Origin of the sequence: Robertmurraya sp. (assembly GCF_036676585.1) — a bacterium.
Taxonomy (GTDB): domain Bacteria; phylum Bacillota; class Bacilli; order Bacillales; family Cytobacillaceae; genus Robertmurraya_A.
Genome location: NZ_JAKFCQ010000025.1, coordinates 115,922 through 135,942 on the forward strand (window position 1 = coordinate 115,922; position 20,021 = coordinate 135,942).

The 20,021-nt window shown below is 38.2% G+C and carries 16 protein-coding genes; 1 reads left to right on the forward strand and 15 read right to left on the reverse strand.

Annotation, left to right across the window (positions count from 1 at the left end; genetic code table 11):
- Positions 1-182 precede the first annotated feature (182 nt).
- The 7 genes from pnpS to ACGLXV_RS02390 form a co-directional block, all read right to left on the reverse strand.
- Positions 183-1,952, reverse strand: coding sequence for a two-component system histidine kinase PnpS (pnpS, locus tag ACGLXV_RS02360; protein ID WP_391557336.1), 1,770 nt, complete (start codon positions 1,950-1,952; stop codon positions 183-185).
- A complete protein-coding gene (locus ACGLXV_RS02365) occupies positions 1,949-2,665 on the reverse strand; it encodes a response regulator transcription factor (RefSeq protein WP_119709360.1) in 717 nt (238 codons plus the stop codon). Before ACGLXV_RS02365 ends, pnpS begins: the two co-directional genes overlap by 4 nt.
- Positions 2,666-2,789: 124 nt before the next feature.
- A complete protein-coding gene (locus ACGLXV_RS02370) occupies positions 2,790-3,266 on the reverse strand; it encodes a MaoC/PaaZ C-terminal domain-containing protein (protein WP_119709361.1) in 477 nt (158 codons plus the stop codon).
- Between the two features lie 116 nt (positions 3,267-3,382).
- Positions 3,383-4,321 carry a malate dehydrogenase gene (gene mdh, locus ACGLXV_RS02375; protein WP_119709362.1) on the reverse strand — a complete coding sequence of 313 codons (939 nt, stop codon included), beginning with the start codon at positions 4,319-4,321 and terminating at the stop codon, positions 3,383-3,385.
- A gap of 105 nt (positions 4,322-4,426) precedes the next feature.
- On the reverse strand, positions 4,427-5,695 hold the full coding sequence (gene icd / locus ACGLXV_RS02380; RefSeq protein ID WP_119709363.1) for an NADP-dependent isocitrate dehydrogenase: 1,269 nt from the start codon (positions 5,693-5,695) through the stop codon (positions 4,427-4,429).
- A gap of 186 nt (positions 5,696-5,881) precedes the next feature.
- The gene (gene citZ, locus ACGLXV_RS02385) at positions 5,882-7,000 is read right to left on the reverse strand and encodes a citrate synthase (protein ID WP_119709364.1); all 1,119 of its coding nucleotides are present in this window, start codon (positions 6,998-7,000) and stop codon (positions 5,882-5,884) included.
- Positions 7,001-7,242: 242 nt separating this feature from the next.
- A complete protein-coding gene (locus tag ACGLXV_RS02390) occupies positions 7,243-7,701 on the reverse strand; it encodes a DUF441 domain-containing protein (protein ID WP_391557337.1) in 459 nt (152 codons plus the stop codon).
- A gap of 247 nt (positions 7,702-7,948) precedes the next feature.
- On the opposite strand from ACGLXV_RS02390, the gene ytvI reads away from it, so the two are divergent.
- Positions 7,949-9,028 carry a sporulation integral membrane protein YtvI gene (ytvI, locus tag ACGLXV_RS02395; protein WP_391557338.1) on the forward strand — a complete coding sequence of 360 codons (1,080 nt, stop codon included), beginning with the start codon at positions 7,949-7,951 and terminating at the stop codon, positions 9,026-9,028.
- 29 nt (positions 9,029-9,057) lie between these two features.
- Here the strand turns inward: ytvI and ACGLXV_RS02400 are convergent, their stop codons facing one another.
- The 8 genes from ACGLXV_RS02400 to dnaE form a co-directional block, all read right to left on the reverse strand.
- Positions 9,058-9,444 (reverse strand): FxsA family protein, encoded by a 387-nt coding sequence (locus ACGLXV_RS02400; protein WP_391557339.1) that lies wholly within the window; start codon positions 9,442-9,444, stop codon positions 9,058-9,060.
- Positions 9,445-9,540: 96 nt separating this feature from the next.
- Positions 9,541-11,298 carry a pyruvate kinase gene (gene pyk, locus ACGLXV_RS02405; RefSeq protein WP_391557340.1) on the reverse strand — a complete coding sequence of 586 codons (1,758 nt, stop codon included), beginning with the start codon at positions 11,296-11,298 and terminating at the stop codon, positions 9,541-9,543.
- Positions 11,299-11,330: 32 nt separating this feature from the next.
- Complete coding sequence (gene pfkA, locus ACGLXV_RS02410) at positions 11,331-12,290, reverse strand: 6-phosphofructokinase (RefSeq protein WP_119709369.1); 960 nt, start codon at positions 12,288-12,290, stop codon at positions 11,331-11,333.
- A gap of 294 nt (positions 12,291-12,584) precedes the next feature.
- A complete protein-coding gene (gene accA / locus ACGLXV_RS02415) occupies positions 12,585-13,565 on the reverse strand; it encodes an acetyl-CoA carboxylase carboxyl transferase subunit alpha (RefSeq protein ID WP_391557341.1) in 981 nt (326 codons plus the stop codon).
- Positions 13,550-14,431, reverse strand: coding sequence for an acetyl-CoA carboxylase, carboxyltransferase subunit beta (gene accD / locus ACGLXV_RS02420; RefSeq protein WP_119709371.1), 882 nt, complete (start codon positions 14,429-14,431; stop codon positions 13,550-13,552). The genes accA and accD overlap by 16 nt, the downstream gene beginning before the upstream one ends.
- A 142-nt stretch (positions 14,432-14,573) precedes the next feature.
- Complete coding sequence (locus ACGLXV_RS02425) at positions 14,574-15,137, reverse strand: FadR/GntR family transcriptional regulator (protein WP_391557372.1); 564 nt, start codon at positions 15,135-15,137, stop codon at positions 14,574-14,576.
- 73 nt (positions 15,138-15,210) lie between these two features.
- Positions 15,211-16,449: an NADP-dependent malic enzyme gene (ystJ, locus tag ACGLXV_RS02430; protein ID WP_119709372.1), complete on the reverse strand. Its 1,239-nt coding sequence runs from the start codon at positions 16,447-16,449 to the stop codon at positions 15,211-15,213.
- 120 nt (positions 16,450-16,569) lie between these two features.
- Positions 16,570-19,929, reverse strand: a complete 3,360-nt coding sequence (gene dnaE / locus ACGLXV_RS02435; RefSeq protein WP_391557342.1) for a DNA polymerase III subunit alpha — start codon at positions 19,927-19,929, stop codon at positions 16,570-16,572.
- Positions 19,930-20,021: the final 92 nt, after the last annotated feature.

The window sequence follows — 20,021 nt, forward strand, 5'->3', positions numbered from 1 at the left end:
TATACGAAATGTACGTGAAAAAGGTTTCAATAAAAAAGAAAAGGTGAAAGCGGGGTTAGCTTTCACCTTTTCTTTAGGTCCTTGGATGAAGGGGTTTTCCCTTACGATATTACAGAACAATTATTAAGGAATATTATAATAAATGTAAATGTACTGTAAAATTTGTATCCAAGTCACCTGTATTACTTAGGAATCTCTTTTAGTAGTTCAATAATGAAAGTGGTCCCTCTTCCAACCTTACTTTCCACTCGGATATTCCCTCTATGAGCCTCAATCAAATGCTTCACTATGGCTAAGCCTAGACCAGTACCACCGGAGTTTCTACTTCTTGCCCGATCCACTCGATAAAAACGTTCAAAGATTCTTGGAATTTCCTTTCGCTCGATTCCAATCCCCGTGTCTATTACCTTTATTCTTATCTTGCTTGTCCTCTCACGAACTTCAACCTTTACCGAACCCCCTTCTGGAGTGTAGGAAATGGCATTGGTTATTAGATTAATAAACACTTGTTTTAATCTATATACATCACCTTCAACAAAGATCACTTCTTCCTCTGCTTCAAATTGAAGGTCAATTTTCTTTTCAAGTGCCTTACCTGCTAATATTGGAAGAACTTCGTGTAACACATCAACAATATTTATTTTTTGAATGGACAATTGAAAACCTTGCTTCTCCATCTTCGAAAGATCTAATAAGTCTTGTATTAATGTTTGTAAACGATCGCTTTCTTTCAAGATAATCGTTAGGAAAGCCTCTAAAGTCTGCTTGTCCTCCATGGCTCCATCTAACAGGGTCTCAGAAAATCCCTTTATAGAAGTAATAGGTGTCTTTAGCTCATGTGATACATTTGCAACAAAATCTTTACGCATTTGTTCAAGCTTTTTAATCTCGGTGATATCATGGAAAACTAATAAAATCCCTTTCCAAACATCGTTTAAGCCGATAATTGGGACACCATAAACTTCAAAGTGTCTTCTCTCAATCCCTACAGGTACAATTAGTTGTTTTCTAATTTTGTGCTCAGTCATAAAAATTTCTTCGATTAAATCACAAATGTCTTTTTGGTCAATCACTTCGTAGTAAAGTTTTTCTAAATATTCATTTGATTCTACTTGAAAAATTTCTTTATACGTCCGATTGACCAAATTAATATAGCCACGGCTATCGATTAATATAAGTCCGCTTCCCATATTTTCAATCAAGGTCCCTAAGCGATCTTGTTGAATTTCCTTTGACTTCATGAGCTCCTGTAGGTTTCGTGCTAAAACATTAATTGAACTGCTAAGCATACCTGTTTCATCAGCATGATCCTCGTACGTTCTAGCACGATAATTTCCTTTCGCAAGCTCAATAGCTACATTGGTAGCTGATTCAATCGGCTTTGTGTACATGGTTGTTATTTTATAACCCAATAAAATAATGACAAATAACGCGATCCCGAGTGAAATCGTTAATATCCACCAGATCTGTTCGTATGCATTTTTTATTTCTGTTAGTTTCGTGCTTAATACAATGATTCCCTCAGTCTCACCATCAAAATCTACATTGTCCCAATAGTAGTGAAGATTATATCCTCCACCTACTTCAATGATTTCATCTTCTTTTTCTAATTGATTTTCGAAGATGGACTTAAGGACACTTTCATGCCTCTTATTACTCGTATTTTCAAGGGCGCCACTATCATAAACGACATTTCCGTTTTTATCTAGTATAGTAATTCGAGAACTTAGCGTATCACTAAAATCGTTGATTCTATCTTTAGAAATATGACCTATGCCACCAGTATCTTGAATATACGTAGAGACTAACTTTGTTTCCTGCTTCATCCTCCCATCAAAGGAATCAATATAGTATCCTTTGAACAATTGTCCTAACAATAGGCCTAACCCAATAAGAACAATGAAAATAAGCATAATTAGGGCAAACAAAAGTCTCGTTCGAAATTTTATCATTCTCCCTTAGGCTCCTCCATCTTATAGCCTAAGCCTCGAATCGTTTTTATATAAACTGGTTTTTTCGTATTTTGTTCAATTTTCTCTCTTAAGTGGCTAATATGAACATCAACAATTCGCGTGTCTCCTGCAAAATCATAGTTCCATACCGCACTTAGAAGCTGATCTCGTGTTAGAACTCTTCCTTTATGTCTTGCTAAATAGAGTAATAATTCGAATTCCTTGGGAGTGAGCTCCAGTAATATATCTCCAGAATACGCCTCGTACTGTTCAGGATAAATTTTCAGTTCTGCCACCTGAAGCACATCTTTTTCCTCTTCTTGTACCACAACTGGTTCTGGTTGTACTTGGGTTCTTCTAAGAATTGCTTTGACTCTCGCTACGACTTCTCTTGGACTAAACGGTTTTGTCATGTAATCATCTGCACCTAGTTCAAGTCCGAGAACTTTGTCAAACTCATCGTCTTTTGCAGTCAACATAAGAATAGGCGTCAAGATTTTTTGTTGACGAAGATGCTTACAAACTTCAATTCCATCAAGCTTCGGAAGCATTAAATCCAAAATAATTAAGTCTAGCTCCTGTTCCAAAGCAATATTTCGTCCTTCTTCCCCATCCGCAGCAGTTAACACTTCATAACCAGCCTGTTGTAAATTGTACTGCAGGAGCGTTACAATTGACTGCTCATCATCGACTACAAGCACTCTTTTTTCCATAAAAGCCTCCAAATTCACTTATTACCCCATCATCCACATCCATTATAATACATATTCATTTAATAAAGATAACAAAAAATTCATAAAAAAGAGACGTACTCTTAAAAAGCACGTCTCTTTCCTGTTAAAAATTTTCCAAAACATTACCATCTAATGCCTCAAGTTGATGAGGAGGACAAACTAAAAGGAGTCCTTTTAGTACTTGTTCTCCCTCTTCATTTTTTCCTTCAACTGTAATTTCAATTGTATGATTGCTTATACTTACTTCGGACACTTCAAACATGAAATCAATCATTTCATAATGATAAACTGGTTTCATATATTCAATTTCCTGTTTTAGGATATGACTACCTGGTCCTGGCAAATATTTTGATACAGCAGAAGTAACGATTCCGGTGAGCATAATGCTTGGTACCAGCGGCTTCTTAAAAGGAGTTTGTGAAGCATAATCATGCTGAATATACAACGGGTTCGAATCATTCGTTAGTCCAAGATATAGTAGTAAGTCCTTATCTTCAATCTTTTCTGTCAGGGAAAGTTTTTCTCCTCTAGAAATTTCATTAATTTTCCGGCCCATTTTTCTCTTTTTACCTAACAACATGGTGACGATACCTCCAATAAATGAAATCGTTCTCATATCGAATCTTATACATTTATTATAGCAAAAGCATAGAAGAACAAAAAATTCGGGGGAAAACCCCCGAATTTTCGATTTTATTATACTAAAACGTCCATAACATTTCGTACAGCAGCTGCTGATTTATCTAAAGCACTCTTTTCTTCATCAGTTAACTCAAGCTCAATTACTTGTTCTATTCCGTTAGCTCCAAGGATCGTTGGTACCCCAAGGTAAATACCTTTATATCCATATTCACCCTCAAGGTAAGCAATAGATGGGAGAACACGACGCTGATCTTTTAAAATTGCTTCACACATTTCTACTAGAGAAGCAGCAGGTGCATAGTAAGCACTTCCATTTCCTAATAGATTAACAATCTCTCCTCCACCTTTTCTCGTACGTTCAACAATAGCCTCTAAGCGTTCCTTCGGAAGTAATGTCTCAAGTGGAATACCACCAGCATATGAGTATCGAACAAGAGGAACCATATCGTCACCGTGGCCACCTAGTACAAAGCCAGTTATGTCTTTAACAGATAAGTTTAACTCTTGGGCCACAAATGTACGGAAGCGTGCAGTATCTAGAACGCCTGATTGACCAATGACACGATTTTTCGGGAAACCAGTTTCTTGGAAAACAGTATATGTCATCGCATCCACTGGATTTGTCAAAACGATAATCGTACAGTTTGGTGAGTACTTAGCTACTTCAGAAGCAACAGCTTTCATAACCTTTTGATTGGTTTGAACGAGATCATCGCGACTCATTCCTGGTTTTCTCGCAATTCCAGCGGTGATAACAACAATATCAGAATCCTTTGTATCTGCATAATCTGCTGTACCTGTAATATTTGCATCAAACCCTTGAACCGGACTTGCTTCAAGCATATCTAGAGCCTTTCCCTTTGTTGGATTTTCCATTTGAGGTATATCCAGCAAAACGACATCTCCAAGTTCTTTTTGTGCAAGTAGAAAAGCTGTTGTAGCTCCAGTAAAGCCCCCACCAATTACCGAGATCTTTTTACGCTTCATTGACATAACCTTTTCCCCCTACATTTTAAAAGTCATTGCCCTAAGTCACTTTTCATAAAGGTAAACAATTATAAAAAGGCTGTTCTAGAAAGAACAGCCTCTAGAACAAAATTATCCCATGTTCTTAATAAGCACATCTCCAAATTCTGAGCACTTCACTTCTGTTGCTCCGTCCATCAAACGAGCAAAGTCGTAAGTAACCACTTTAGAAGCGATTGACTTCTCCATTGAATCGATGATTAACTTCGCTGCTTCATTCCAGCCTAGGTGTTCAAGCATTAATACACCAGAAAGAATAACAGATGAAGGATTTACTTTATCTAATCCAGCATACTTTGGTGCTGTACCGTGTGTAGCTTCAAAAATAGCATGACCTGTTACATAGTTGATGTTTGCGCCAGGAGCAATTCCAATTCCACCTACTTGTGCAGCAAGTGCATCAGAAATATAGTCTCCGTTAAGGTTCATTGTAGCAACTACATCAAACTCACGTGGGCGAGTTAGAATTTGTTGAAGGAAAATATCTGCAATTGCATCCTTCACGATGATTTTCCCTTGAGCTTCTGCATCTGCTTGAGCTTGATTTGCTGCCTCTGTGCCTTGTTCATCTTTAATACGGTCATATTGTGCCCATGTGAACACTTTATCGCCGAATTCTCTCTCAACAAGCTCATAACCCCAGTTTTTAAACGCACCTTCAGTGAATTTCATGATGTTACCTTTATGAACAAGAGTTAGAGATTTACGTCCCTCTTTGATCGCATACTCAATTGCAGCACGAACTAGACGAGCAGTTCCTTCTTCAGACACTGGCTTGATCCCAAGTCCTGATGTTTCTGGGAAGCGGATTTTATTTACTCCCATTTCATTCTGAAGGAAAGAAATAAGCTTTTTCACGTCATCCGAACCTTTTGCATACTCAATACCAGCGTAAATGTCTTCCGTATTTTCACGGAAGATTACCATATCCGTATCTTGTGGACGTTTAACTGGAGAAGGAACTCCTTCAAACCAGCGAACTGGACGTAAACATACATATAAATCAAGCTCTTGGCGAAGAGCAACATTCAGTGAACGAATTCCGCCACCAATTGGTGTTGTTAAAGGCCCTTTAATAGCGATCAAATATTCGTTAATTAACTCTAACGTTTCGTTTGGTAGCCATTCTCCAGTTTGATTGAACGCTTTTTCACCTGCAAGTACTTCTTTCCATACAATCTTCTTTTCACCGTTATAAGCTTTTTCAACAGCAGCATCTAGCACTCTAGAAGCTGCAGCCCAAATATCAGGTCCCGTGCCGTCTCCTTCAATAAAAGGTACTACTGGATGATTTGGTACATTTAAAACTCCATTTGTTACAGTAATTTTTTCACCTTGCATAGTATAATTCTCCCTCCATTTTGTCTAACAAGATGTGCTCCACTTAAGGTCAATCAATATGTATAAAAGATTTCTATCCATAGCGGGCATCATCAGAATCAAAGGTTAGAGCCAAATGCCTCTAACCTCTCCTCTCTATTACAGCAATATTTTAGCTAAAAGTAAAATGCTGTATTCTATTTAATTTTATCCTCTTTGCTCAACCGCTACATATTTTTGCATTCCAGGACCAGTATAATCTGCTCTTGGACGAATCAATCGATTATTTTCATATTGTTCAAGAATATGAGCTAACCAACCCGAAACGCGGCTTACTGCAAAGATTGGAGTAAATAAATCGTGGTCAATTCCTAAGCTATGATATACAGAAGCAGAGTAGAAGTCTACATTTGGTGGAAGATTCTTTTCACCGGTTACAATGTTTTCAATTTTTGTAGACATTTCAAACCAATGTGGTTCGCCTGTTAAGTTAGTAAGTTTCTCTGCCATAAGCTTTAAGTGTTTTGCACGAGGGTCTCCTTTTCTGTAGACACGGTGACCAAAGCCCATGATTTTTTCCTTGTTCGCTAATTTGCCACGAACATAAGTATCAACATTCTCTAAGGTTCCAATCTCAGTTAACATCTTCATTACAGCTTCATTTGCTCCACCATGTAAAGGACCTTTTAATGCTCCAATAGCTGATGTTACACCAGAGTATACATCCGATAAAGTTGCTACACATACACGTGCTGTGAATGTAGATGCATTTAATTCATGATCTGCATGAAGGACAAGTGCCTTGTTAAAGGCTTCCACTGCAATTGGCTCTGGCTCTTTTCCTGAAAGCATATAAAGGAAATTAGCTGCAAAGCTTAAGTCTGTTCTAGGTGGAATTGGCTCCAACCCTTTTCGAATACGCGCAAATGCTGTCACAATTGCAGGCATCTTAGCTTGAAGACGAACTGCCTTGCGATAGTTTGCTTGCTCTTCCATTACATCGCTTTCTTCATCATACAAGCCTAATAGCGAAACAGCCGTTCGAAGTGCAGCCATTGGGTGTACTTCATTAATTGGATATAACTTAAAATGCTCAAGCACTTGTTTTGGTAGCTCTGCATTTACCGACAATTGGCTTTTTAACTCTGCTAGTTCTTGCTGTGTAGGAAGTCTTCTATGCCAAAGAAGATAGATTACTTCTTCAAAGCTGGCATTCTCTGCTAAATCATCAATATCGTACCCTACGTATGTTAGTGTATCATCAATGATTGAACTTACAGAGGAAGTCGTAGCTACTACCCCTTCAAGACCACGTGTTGCTGTCATATTGACCCTCTCCTTTACAAAGTGATTCGCTAACCCTTCTAAACTCTCTGAGTTATTAAAATATTAACATTATAGATAACTATAAGACTATAAATTTTTTCACACCCATAAAAAGGATGCGCTTACAAGTCCTATTATAAACAATTATCTGACATTTGTGAACGAAAACCGCCTAAAATGTGAAAAAATTAATATTTTATTAGAAAAACTTAAGCCTAGTAATTCATAATACTTATCACCTTTTAGAAGAGTTCAAAAAATTTCATTGCTAAATACGCGATACCCGCACCAATTAAAGGTCCTACAGCTACACCCTTAAAAAGAGAAACAGCTAAGATCGTTCCCAGCACAAGAGCGGTGGTAATGTGGGGATCCTTTGCTAAAAGTGTTATGCCACCTTTGGCTATTAACGCTACCGCCATCCCAGATATTAAAGCAATCCATGCATATGGCGATTTAAAGGCAGCCGTTAGGTCTTTAAAACCTATTTCACCACTTGCAATAGGAGCTAATACGGCGAAAGTGATTACCGTTACTCCCCAGTTAATTCCTTTTGATTGAATATAAGAAAATATTTTTGAATCCACACCAATTATTTTAAGTAACAATAGTACCCCAACGGCAATTATTAAAGATTGGTTTTTTGCGATCAAACCAATTAGTAATAAAATGAGCAAAAATAAGCTAGCTTGTGTTAGCAATCTCAAGGCCTCCTTCATATAGACGTTATTTTACCATAGGAAAACTCAGCAAATAAACAATCGAACCTCCTTGCTGAAAAGTCACTAGATTTGTCGAAAAATAAGTAAAACATTATTCTCCATAAACAAAACTTTCCATAATCTTCATACGTAGGTAAAATAAAGAGTAAGCAAGTCTACCATTCATTCTACTATTAGGAGGACGATTAATCTGAATCTCACCTATTTATTTAGAACTATGCGCTTTATGATCGTAATTGTTAGTGTACTTTTATCCGCTTTTATCCTAATCCAAATTTCAAAGGTTACATACCCTTTTATCATCGGCCTTTTAATTGCTTTTATGCTAAATCCATTTGTAAATTTTTTAGAAAGCAAAGGTCGGTTACCTAGAGCACTTGCTGTTTTAATAGGGATTATCTTTATTTTTGCTTTATTTGCAGGATTCATTACTCTATTAATTGCAGAAATTGTGTCTGGTGCAGACTATTTAGCTGATGTCGTTCCAAGACATTTAGATACTCTTATTAATTTTATTGAGGACTTTATCGCTGGTCAGATTATTCCTCTCTATAACCAATTAACAAGCTTATTTAATTCATTAGATACTGGTCAGCAGGACACTATCTTAACTAATATACAAAATGTAGGAAGAACAATTGGATCTACGATTGGAGATTTTGTACAAAGCTTCTTTGGAAATATTCCTAATATCCTATCTTGGTTTCCAAATGCTGCAACCGTAGTCATATTCTCCTTGTTGGCAACTTTTTTCATTAGTAAAGATTGGTATCGCCTGTCACGGTTTAGCAATAAGATCATTCCAAACCGTGCAAAAAGTAGCACAAAGAGGGTACTTGAAGACTTAAAAAAAGCACTATTCGGCTTTATAAAAGCTCAACTAACTTTAATTTCTATTACAACTGTGATCATCCTTATTGGGCTTTTGATATTACGTGTAGATTATGCGATTACCATCGCACTTGTAACAGGATTAGTCGATATTATTCCTTACTTAGGAACAGGTGCTGTGTTTGTTCCGTGGATTATTTATGAGGCAATTGCTGGAGAGATGAGTATAGCAATTGGTTTAGGAGTTTTATATATCATTGTGCTTGTCCAACGACAGGTCATGGAGCCAAAAGTATTATCTTCAAACATAGGTCTTGATCCTCTTGCAACATTAATTGCGTTATTTGTTGGGTTTAAATTAATTGGCTTTTTAGGGCTAATTGCAGGACCTGTTACCCTAGTCATCATCACAACCCTGCACCGAGCAAATGTATTTAAAGATGTTTGGTCCTTTATTAAGGGGAAAGAAGCATAAAAGTCCATTCTCCTGAGAATGGACTTTTCTTATTTAATAATCTTAATTCTTCCTTTATTCATCCAATTTTGGAATGCTTTGCTGAGTATGATTTTGAAGAATTTTCTTGTTGGAGGTGCTAGTAATAGGAAACCCGTTGCATCCGTTATAAAACCTGGAGTTAATAGGAGCGTACCTCCTATAATAATACAAACTCCGTCCAATAGTACATCGCCAGGCATTTGACCTGATTGTAGGAGATGTTGAGCCTTTCTAATCGTGTCTAGTCCTTGTTGCTTTGCTAGGTAGGCACCAAGCAAGCCGGTTAGAATGATAAGGGTTATGGTGGTCCAGATACCAATGGTTTTACCTGATAATAGCAAAAGACCGATTTCTGCTGCCGGTATAATAATTAAAAGTAAAACGATATAACGCAAAATAATCGCCTCCTAGTTGTCCTTTAATTATATGTGTATTCCTTACAAACAGCAAAAAAGAAGCAGCTATTAGGCTACTTCTTCTCTTCTTTTCTTTTACAGAACGCTTGCGTGACCGTTATAAATGACACCATGTGAAGCGTCAATTGTAATTTCTTGTCCATCCTTTAAGCTAGCAGTTGCACCTTCAGCGCCTACAATTACTGGAATTCCAAGGCTAAGTCCTACTACTGCAGCATGGCTTGTTAAGCCACCTTCTTCCGTAACTAACGCACGGCATTTCTCAATTGCTGGAACCATATCAGCATCTGAGCCAATCGTAACAAGGATAGAACCTTCTGTTACTTTTTCTAATGCTTCTTTCGCTGAGTTAGCAATCACAACTTTACCAAAAGCTGTTTTTCTTCCAATTCCTTGAGCTTTTAATACTACGTCACCAACAACATGGATTTTCATTAAGTTTGTTGTACCTTTAACATTTACCGCTCCAGCAGTAATTACTACTAAATCTCCGCGAGAAACGATACCACTGTTTAAGCTTTCCTCTACTGCTGTATCAAGCATTTCATCAGTAGTAGTGGCTTGTTTTCCGATTTGAGGATACACACCCCAAGCTAGTGATAAGCGACGAGATACACCGTCATCAGATGTAACAGCCACGATTGGAGCTTTTGGACGGTATTTGGAGATCATTCTAGCCGTATGACCACTTTCCGTAGGAGCAATGATCGCATTAGCACCCAGATTTAATGCTGTGTGTGCAACAGATTGTCCAATTGCATCTGTAATATTATGTTCATTGTCTTTGCTACGGTTAGATAAGATTTCTTTATGATCTAATGCAGATTCTGCACGAGATGCAATATTATGCATTGTTTGAACCGCTTCTACAGGATACACACCAGCAGCAGTTTCCCCTGAAAGCATAATAGCGTCTGTTCCATCAAAGATAGCATTTGCTACGTCACTTGCTTCCGCTCTTGTTGGACGAGGGTTACGTTGCATAGAATCAAGCATTTGAGTAGCCGTAATAACTGGCTTCCCTTGTGCGTTACATTTTTTAATTAAGCTTTTTTGAACAAGAGGTACCTCTTCTGCAGGAATTTCTACTCCAAGGTCACCACGTGCAACCATTAACCCGTCAGAGATTTCAAGAATTTCGTCGATTTTATCAACACCTTCTTGATTTTCAATTTTAGGAATAATGTGGATATGTGTTGCATTATGTTCCTCTAATAAACGGCGAATTTCTAATACATCTGATGCACGACGTACAAAGGAAGCAGCAATAAAATCAATTCCTTGCTCGATACCAAAAATAATATCGTTTGCATCCTTTTCTGTTATACCTGGCAGATTTACAGAAACACCTGGTACGTTTACACCTTTTTTATTTTTAAGTGTTCCCGTATTTAAAATTTTCGTATAAATTTCTCCAGCATTACGGTCAATCTTAGTTACTTCCAAGCCAATTAAACCGTCATCTAGTAAAATTTTTGATCCTTCGTGTACATCATCAATTAATCCAGGATATGTAATCGAGAATTTATCGACCGTTCCTTCTACCTCAGTCATAGAAACAATCACATGGTTTCCTGCAACTAACTCAATTGCACCATCTACCATATTATTTGTACGAATTTCTGGACCTTTTGTATCTAAAAGAATAGCAACCGTTTTTCCTGTTTTCTTTGCAGCTTCACGGATATTTCTAATACGAGCACCGTGTTCTTCATGGTCACCGTGAGAGAAGTTTAGACGAGCAACATTCATCCCAGCCTCAATCAACTGTGTTAATTTTTCTACGCTTTCACTTGCTGGGCCTATAGTACAAACAATTTTCGTTTTACGCATACACTTTTGGACCTCCTAATATTTTAAAAACGTTAAATGGATAGCTCTTTTGACAAGTTGAACATACTTTGATTTACCGTATGCTTTCTAGTTAGAATTTCAATGATATCGTGGTCAACGAGCTCATTCTTTTCAATACCTACTGCTCTTCCACCCTTGCCTTGTAACAATAACTCAACTGCAAATGCCCCTAGACGACTAGCAAGTACTCTATCTGCTGCAGTAGGAGACCCACCACGTTGAATATGTCCTAATACAGACACACGAGTGTCAAGGTCGGTTGCATCCTTGATTTTCTTACTGAATTCATTACCGCTACAAACACCCTCAGCAACAATGATGATACTGTGTTTTTTGCCACGCTCATGACCACTTCTCAAACGAGCTGCAATCTCATCCATGTCATACCCAACTTCTGGAATAATGATTGTTTCGGCTCCTCCTGCTAAACCAGCCCAAAGAGCAATATCGCCTGCATCTCGACCCATAACTTCAATGATAAAAGCTCGATCATGCGATGTCGCCGTATCACGAATTTTGTCAACTGCATCAATAACTGTATTTAGAGCAGTATCAAATCCAATTGTATAATCTGTACCTGGTATATCATTATCAATTGTTCCTGGCACACCAATACAAGGGAAACCTTGCTCTGTTAATGCTTTTGCACCTCTGTAGGAACCATCGCCACCAACGACAACTAAGCCTTCAATACCAAATTTCTTTAATTGCTCAATTCCTTTTTGCTGACCTTCTTTTGTTTTAAACTCCTCACAACGAGCAGAATAAAGCATGGTTCCTCCACGATGAATAATATCACCAACAGAACCTAGCTCTAATTTCTTGATATTTCCGTTAATTAAGCCTGAGTAGCCATTATATACACCATAGACTTCCATATCATGAAAAATTGCCTTACGAACGACCGCACGTACAGCTGCGTTCATACCTGGTGAATCTCCACCACTTGTTAACACACCGATTCTTTTCAATGCAAATCACCTCTGTATTGGATTGTTGAAGTATTATGTATAGTTAGAAGATGAATAATACGACATGTGATGCACTACTATTATTTACAGAATACCCGGGAATATTTCTAAAATACCATGAAGAAACAATGTTCTCAACTCTATCATAAACATAAAATCAATAGACGAAATAGTTTTTTTATTGAAAGCGCTTAATACGCTCGTTTTTTTCTAAAAAAGTTCATAATTCTATTTTTACTGTCATTTAATTGGAATTCTCGCTTAAAAAATAAGAAAGAGTGTGTCGAAACACACTCATCCATTTACACCTATATATTCGTGCAAAAATGTATATTTACCCATGTTCTTGTATTTTTCATATCTTAATGCAAGTAGTTCATCTTCATTTAGTTGTAACAACTGCTTTAAAGACTTTTGGATCGTCTCCCTAATGCTTTCGGCTTGAGCATTTACGTCTTTATGTGCTCCACCTCGAACCTCAGAAATAATTTCATCAATTACTCCAAGTTCCTTTAAGTCTGGTGCAGTGATTTTCATCGTTTCCGCTGCTTGTTTCGCAAGAGAGGCATCCTTCCACAGAATAGCTGCAGCTCCTTCAGGGGAAATCACTGAATACGTTGAGTTTTCAAGCATATGGATATGATCACCCACACCAAGAGCTAGAGCTCCACCACTTCCACCTTCTCCAATGACAATACAAACAATAGGTACGGTTAAGCTTGCCATTTCAAAAAGGTTTCTCGCAATCGCTTCGCTCTGACCTCTTTCTTCCGCAGCTTTCCCAGGATACGCCCCCTTTGTATCTATAAAGCAAATGATCGGACGATTGAATTTCTCCGCTTGCTTCATAAGTCTCAATGCTTTACGGTACCCTTCAGGATGTGGCATGCCAAAATTTCTGCGGATATTTTCCTTCGTATCTTTCCCTCGCTGATGACCAATAATAGTAACAGGCAACCCTTGGAATTTTGCTACTCCTGCTACAATGGCTTCGTCATCTCCAAAAAAGCGGTCCCCATGACATTCAATGAAATCAGAAAAGATAATGGATAAATAGTCAAGAGTAGTTGGCCTTGCAGGATGTCTCGCAATTTGCACTCTATCCCATGGCTTCATATTGTTATAAATATCTTTTTCAAGCTTTTGAAGTCTTGCCTCAAGCTTTTCAATTTCATCTGACAAATCCACGTCAGCACTCGCAGTAAATTCTTTTAATTCTGCAATTTTCTTTTTCAGCTCAACGACTGGTTTTTCGAATTCTAGTTCTCCAACCATTCTATTTCACCTCCAGGCGTATGAATATCAAGCAATGTTGAAATTTTCTCCCTCAAGTCACCTCTGGAAATAACCGCATCTAGCTGACCATGCTTTAAAAGAAATTCTGCTGTTTGAAAATCCTCAGGAAGCTCTTCTCTGATGGTTTGTTCAATAATTCTTCTTCCCGCAAATCCAATTAAAGCACCTGGTTCAGCGAAATTATAGTCACCAAGAGAAGCAAAGCTAGCAGAAACTCCACCTGTAGTTGGGTGTGTCATGATCGATATGATGAGATTCCCTTCGTCGCTAAACTTTTTAAGCGCAACACTCGTTTTGGCCATCTGCATTAAGCTCAATACTCCCTCTTGCATCCTTGCTCCACCTGATGCAGTAAAAATGATGAATGGAATCGATAGCTCACCTGCTTTTTCAATCGCTCTCGTAATCTTCTCACCAACTACAGAGCCCATGCTTCCCATTCTAAAAGTAGAATCCATCACGGCAACAACCGCGTCATTTCCTTCCACCTTACACACACCTGTAACAACAGCTTCATTTAAATTTGTTTTCTGACGATCTTTTTCAAGCTTTTCTATATAATCGGGGAATCCAAGCGGGTTCTCAGAAATCATATATCGATCAAGCTCAACGAAGCTTCCTTCGTCAACGAAGCTATTCAGCCTCTCTTTTGAATTCATCGGGTGATGGTATCCACAGTGAGCACAAACCTTAAGATTCTTCATTAGCTCCTTGGAATACATGATTTTCTTACAGCTTGGACACTTGGTCATTATCCCTTCTGGGACATCTTGCTTTGCAGCTTCGGTTGGTATTGTTGCATATTTTTTCTTCTTTGATTTTGTAAATAAGTCTTTAATCGGCAAGCTTAAACCTCCCCATATATTTCTAATAATCTCAGTGGTCAGACCACTATAACGAAAAATAATGCCTTATTATTCGAAGGCTCGTCTAGTTCTTTTTATCATGTTAGTATAATGTCACAGAAAATTCTGCAGATATTTGTCGTTAGTCATTCGACAGTTTTCGTAGTGAATAGTAGGCCCGAAGAACATCCGCCTCATTTCCACCTAGTAAGGCTTGAACGATTGCGGAGTAGAACGGATCCTTTCTCTCCATCTTCGGAAGCTTTAGTGCATCGTAATAATCATTTAATATCGACCAAATACGATAGAATAGATGATTATCTGCTAGCTCAACAATTTTTATAAAAAATTGATCGTCTGTAAACTCACAAGTTTCGATCCAATCTTTTAAATGTTCTAGTTGCTTTTCATTATTTCTTCGGAGAATAAGTCTTAAACAATCTAATTCGATTAAATATTTCGTTTCAATCACATCTTGTTTTGCTTTTGTATCTTGAAGCACAAATGTACCAAGAAGCTGCACAAGCTGGTTACTGCGAAAATCTCTTATAAAGGTACCTTCTCCTCGACGGGTCTCAATAAGTCCTAAAAGCTCTAAAGCTCTTAAAGCCTCACGAACAGAGGAGCGTCCTACATTAAGACGCTCACAAAGTTCTCGCTCTGATGGAATTTTATCACCCGGTGTTAAGCCATCTTGTTCAATCATATTGCGAAGCTGTTTAACAATTTCTAGATAAACCTTTGAGCCTCGTTCCACTGGTTCAATACTCACTTTAAGATCACTCGCTCTTTCCAATAACGGAAAGCTGGCTAGTTCTCGCCTTAATCTCCAGCGGGTCAACCTTCATTCTGGCTACACCTGTTTCCATAGCTGCCTTCGCAACTGCTGCTGCTACCTCAGGCGCTACTCTCGAATCAAATGGTGCCGGAATAACGTAATCAGCGCTTAGCTCATCTTCTGTAACAAGACTAGCAATTGCTTCTACCGCTGCCACCTTCATTTTTTCATTTATATGAGTGGCTCTTACGTCTAAAGCACCTCTGAAGATTCCAGGGAAAGCTAGTACATTATTTACTTGGTTTGGGAAGTCAGAACGTCCTGTTCCGATAACCTTCGCCCCAGCTTTTTTTGCTTCTTCAGGCATGATTTCCGGTGTTGGATTCGCCATAGCGAAAATAATTGGATCCTCATTCATTGTTTGAATCATTTCACCCGTTAAAGCACCAGCAACGGATACTCCAATAAACACATCTGCCCCTTTTAATGCGTCTGCAAGACTACCTGTTTCTTGATTACGATTTGTATATTTAGCTATTTCATTTTTAATGTCGTTCATTCCAAACGGTCTACCTTCATATATAGCCCCTTTAGTGTCACACATAATAATATCCCGTACACCATAGGTATATAGAAGTTTCATAATAGCAATCCCTGCTGCACCAGCTCCGTTAGCTACAACTTTGATTTCATTCATCGATTTGCCAACTAGCTTTAACGCATTCACTAAGCCAGCAACTGTAACGATTGCTGTACCGTGCTGATCATCATGAAATACAGGTATATTTGTTTCCTTTTTTAGCCTCTCCTCAATCACAAAGCAATTAGGAGCAGCAATGTCTTCAAGGTTTATTCCCCCGAATGTTGGTTCTAATAACTTGACGGTCTCAATAATTTTTTCGACGTCGGTTGTACCTAAGCAGATTGGAAATGCATCAACTCCTGCAAAGCTTTTGAACAAAACAGCCTTTCCTTCCATTACCGGAAGTGCCGCTTCTGGACCGATGTTTCCTAGTCCAAGGACAGCTGTTCCATCAGAAACAACAGCAACCATATTCCCTTTCATCGTATAATCATAGACCGTTTCAGGCTTGTCATAAATTTCTTTACAAGGCTCGGCCACTCCTGGCGAATAGGCAAGGCTTAGATCATTTGCATTCCTAACTTGAACTTTTGATTTTGACTCGAGCTTACCCTTGTTTACTCTGTGCATATGTAATGCTTCTTCACGTAAAGTCAAAATGCATTCCACCCCTTAGTTAAAATAACTTTCTTTTCTCCATCCCCATTTAGTGGTCAGACCACGTATACTTACAACAATACAACAATATAACATAATACAAAAGGATGTAAAGGCTAATTATTTCAAAATGACATTATCTGAACCTAGGAGCGATTGGATTTCACTTAAGAGTACCGTTGTGGGTTGTACATAATCCTCTTTACCAAGCCTGATACTTTTCCTAGTTTCTTCGTAGTAAAGAATAACAGGTGTTCCTCCACTATATCTGTTTAACAATTTCTTTAATGTGTGCAAGAATTCACCTTGTTCTTGATGCTTTTGTATTTTTAGGTATAGTACGTTTTTACCTTCCACCGCTTCTTCGTTTTTAACTACTTCCTTGGCCGATGATATAATGAGTTGCTTTCCTCCATTTCGTTCTTCGATCTTCCCGTCAAAAATCACAATATTTCCTTGTTGTAAGAGAATCGAATATCTTTTAAGAACAGTAGGAAACACAACCGCCTCCATATCACCACTTTGATCCGATACAGTCAAGAAAGCCATGGTTTCTCCCTTTTTTGTACGGATTTTCTTCATTTCAGTAATATAGACCAAAACCCTTACATTTCTTCCTTCGTTCGAAATGGTGGAAATCGCCATTGCTTGTTCCAACTTTGCTTCTCTCTCATAGATCGAAACGGGATGGTCCGAAAGATATAAGCCTAGTGCCTCTTTTTCCTGTCTTAGTTTATCTTCAGCTCTTATCGGATCAACGTTTACATACTTTGGTTTCAGGAAAAATTCATCATCTGAAAATAAATCCCCTTGCTGAGCGTCATCCGGATTTACCAACTGTGCATGATCTAAAGCAACGTCAAGGCTAGCCAACAGTACGGCACGGTCTTCTCCGAATTCATCAAAGCTACCGGAATGGATGAGCGATTCTAATGCCTTGCGGTTCACCGATTTAGCTGACACTCGAATACAAAAATCAAAGAGGTCCGTAAATTTCTTGCTCTTTCTAGCAGTGAACAAGCCTTTTAAAGCAGCAACACCTATCCCCTTTATGGCTGTAAGACTATATCGAATCGCATGATTTTCCACTAAGAAGGTATAGCCGCTTTTGTTAATGGATGGCGGCAAAATTTGAATACCCATTTCTCGACATTCTTTTATATATTGAGCAATTTTTGATTCATTCCCTATACTTGAGGATAATAAGGCCGCCATAAAATACACAGGATATTTCGCTTTTAGGTATGCAAGTTGATACGCAATTACACTATATGCAACCGCATGGCTCCTGTTAAATCCATAGTTTGCAAATTTTACGATAAGATCATATACCTCATTGGCAATGCTTGTCTCATACCCTTTTGTGATTGCTCCTTCAACGAAATGCTGTCTTTCTTTATCAAGAATTTCTTTTTTCTTTTTTCCAACCGCTCTCCTCAATAAGTCAGCCTCACCTAAGCTAAAGCCCGCCATCGTTGAAGCAATTTGCATGATTTGTTCTTGATACACGATGATTCCATACGTATTTTCAAGAATTGGCTTTAAATCTTCATGCAAATATGAGATATGTTCTTTCCCATGCTTTCTATCAATAAACATCGGAATATTTTCCATAGGTCCGGGACGATATAAAGCATTTACCGCAACTATATCTTCAAAATTTGTTGGCTTTAACCGTTTTAATACGTTTCTCATCCCTTCAGACTCTAATTGAAACACACCCGTCGTTTCTCCACGGCTTAACATGGAATACGTATCCTGATCATCCAAAGGGATCGTTTTTATATCGAGATTGATCCTTGCTCTCTTTTTTATCACATCAATAATAGATTCTATGAGAGTTAAATTCCTTAAGCCCAGAAAATCCATTTTTAATAGTCCAACCTCTTCCAGATCATCCATCGCATACTGAGTTAGATATACAGATTGACTGCCCTCACTTATGGGGACCGTGTTAACTAGAGGTTCTTCAGAAATGACTACCCCAGCTGCATGGGTGGAAGTGTGCCTTGGAAGCCCCTCTAACTTTACTGCTGTCTCAAACAGTCTTTGGTTTGTAGAAGATTCATTGACAAATGCACGGAGCCTTTCCGACTGAGCGTAGGCGTCTTTTAATGAAATTCCCAGTTGCGAAGGTACCGTTCTTGACAGACCTTCAAGCTCCTTTGTATTCAATCCAAAGGCTCTTCCAACATCACGAAGGGCCGCTTTCGCTGCCAACGTACCAAAAGTAACGATTTGAGCCACATGTGCTTCTCCGTACTTGTTAGCAACATACTCTATCACCTCATCGCGGCGATGATCTGGAAAATCGATATCGATATCAGGCATTGTGATACGTTCTGGATTTAAAAACCTTTCAAATAACAAATCGTATTTTAACGGGTCTACATCCGTAATGTACAACACATATGACACCAATGATCCTGCTGCCGAACCTCTACCTGGACCCGTTAATATATCCTGATCACGTGAAAACCTCATAAAATCCCAAACAATTAAAAAGTAATCAGCAAATTTCATTTTCTTTATTACGCTTAATTCGTATCGTAACCGATCTGTGTGTGAATCGGTTACATGGCTGTACCTTTCAGTAAGTCCTTTCATGCAAAGCTTTTCTAACAATCCTTCTGCGGTTTCACCCTCTGGTGTTGGGTACTTAGGAAGCTTTTGCTTATGTAGCTCAACCATAACATTACATTCTTCAGCAATTCGCCAAGTATTTTCTAACGCTTCAGGGAAATCTGTAAAAAGTTCAACCATCTCTGAGCTCGTTTTTAAATAATATTGGTCTGTCTCCAAACGTTCCCTGTCATCATCCTGTAACTTCTCCCCATTCTTTATGGCTAACAAACACTCATGGGCAAATGAATCAGATTGTTGTAAATATCTAACATTATTTGTAACGACTGTTGGTACCGAATGAGAGTTCCCTAGAGCAACCACTTTGTTTAAAAGACTTGTTTCAGCAGGAACGTTATGATTTTGTAAGGACAGATAAAAGCTATCTTCTCCAAATATATGTTTATATAACTCCACACATTTTTCTGCTTGTTCTTCGTTATTCTCTATTAAATACGATTCGATTTCTCCCTCACGGCCAGGAGAAATCGCAAATAATCCCGTTGCGTAATGTCTAAGCCATTTTAATGGAATACCTTCCTTTGACTTCGTTTGTACAACACTAGAAATTTTCATTAAGTTTTGGAAACCCACTTGATTTTTTGCTAAAAGTACAAGCGGGTACGCCCTATTGGAAATTATTTCACTTTGAACATCCACTGTAAGCCCAATGATCGGTTTCATCTCATGCTTTAAGCATTGCTTATAAAAGGTAACTGCACCATGCATGACATTATAATCAGTTAATGCGAGCATCGTAAATCCCTTTTCTTTTGCTCCCTTTACCAATTGTTCAACGGAAGCTGTGCTTGATAATAAACTAAACGCACTTTGCACTTGAAGGTGAACAAAAGACATATATATCACACCCTAACTGCTTCATTCTTCTTTTATTATATGGGCATAGACGAAAAAAAGAAAATATGTTCGCTTCATGATAGCTCATATTT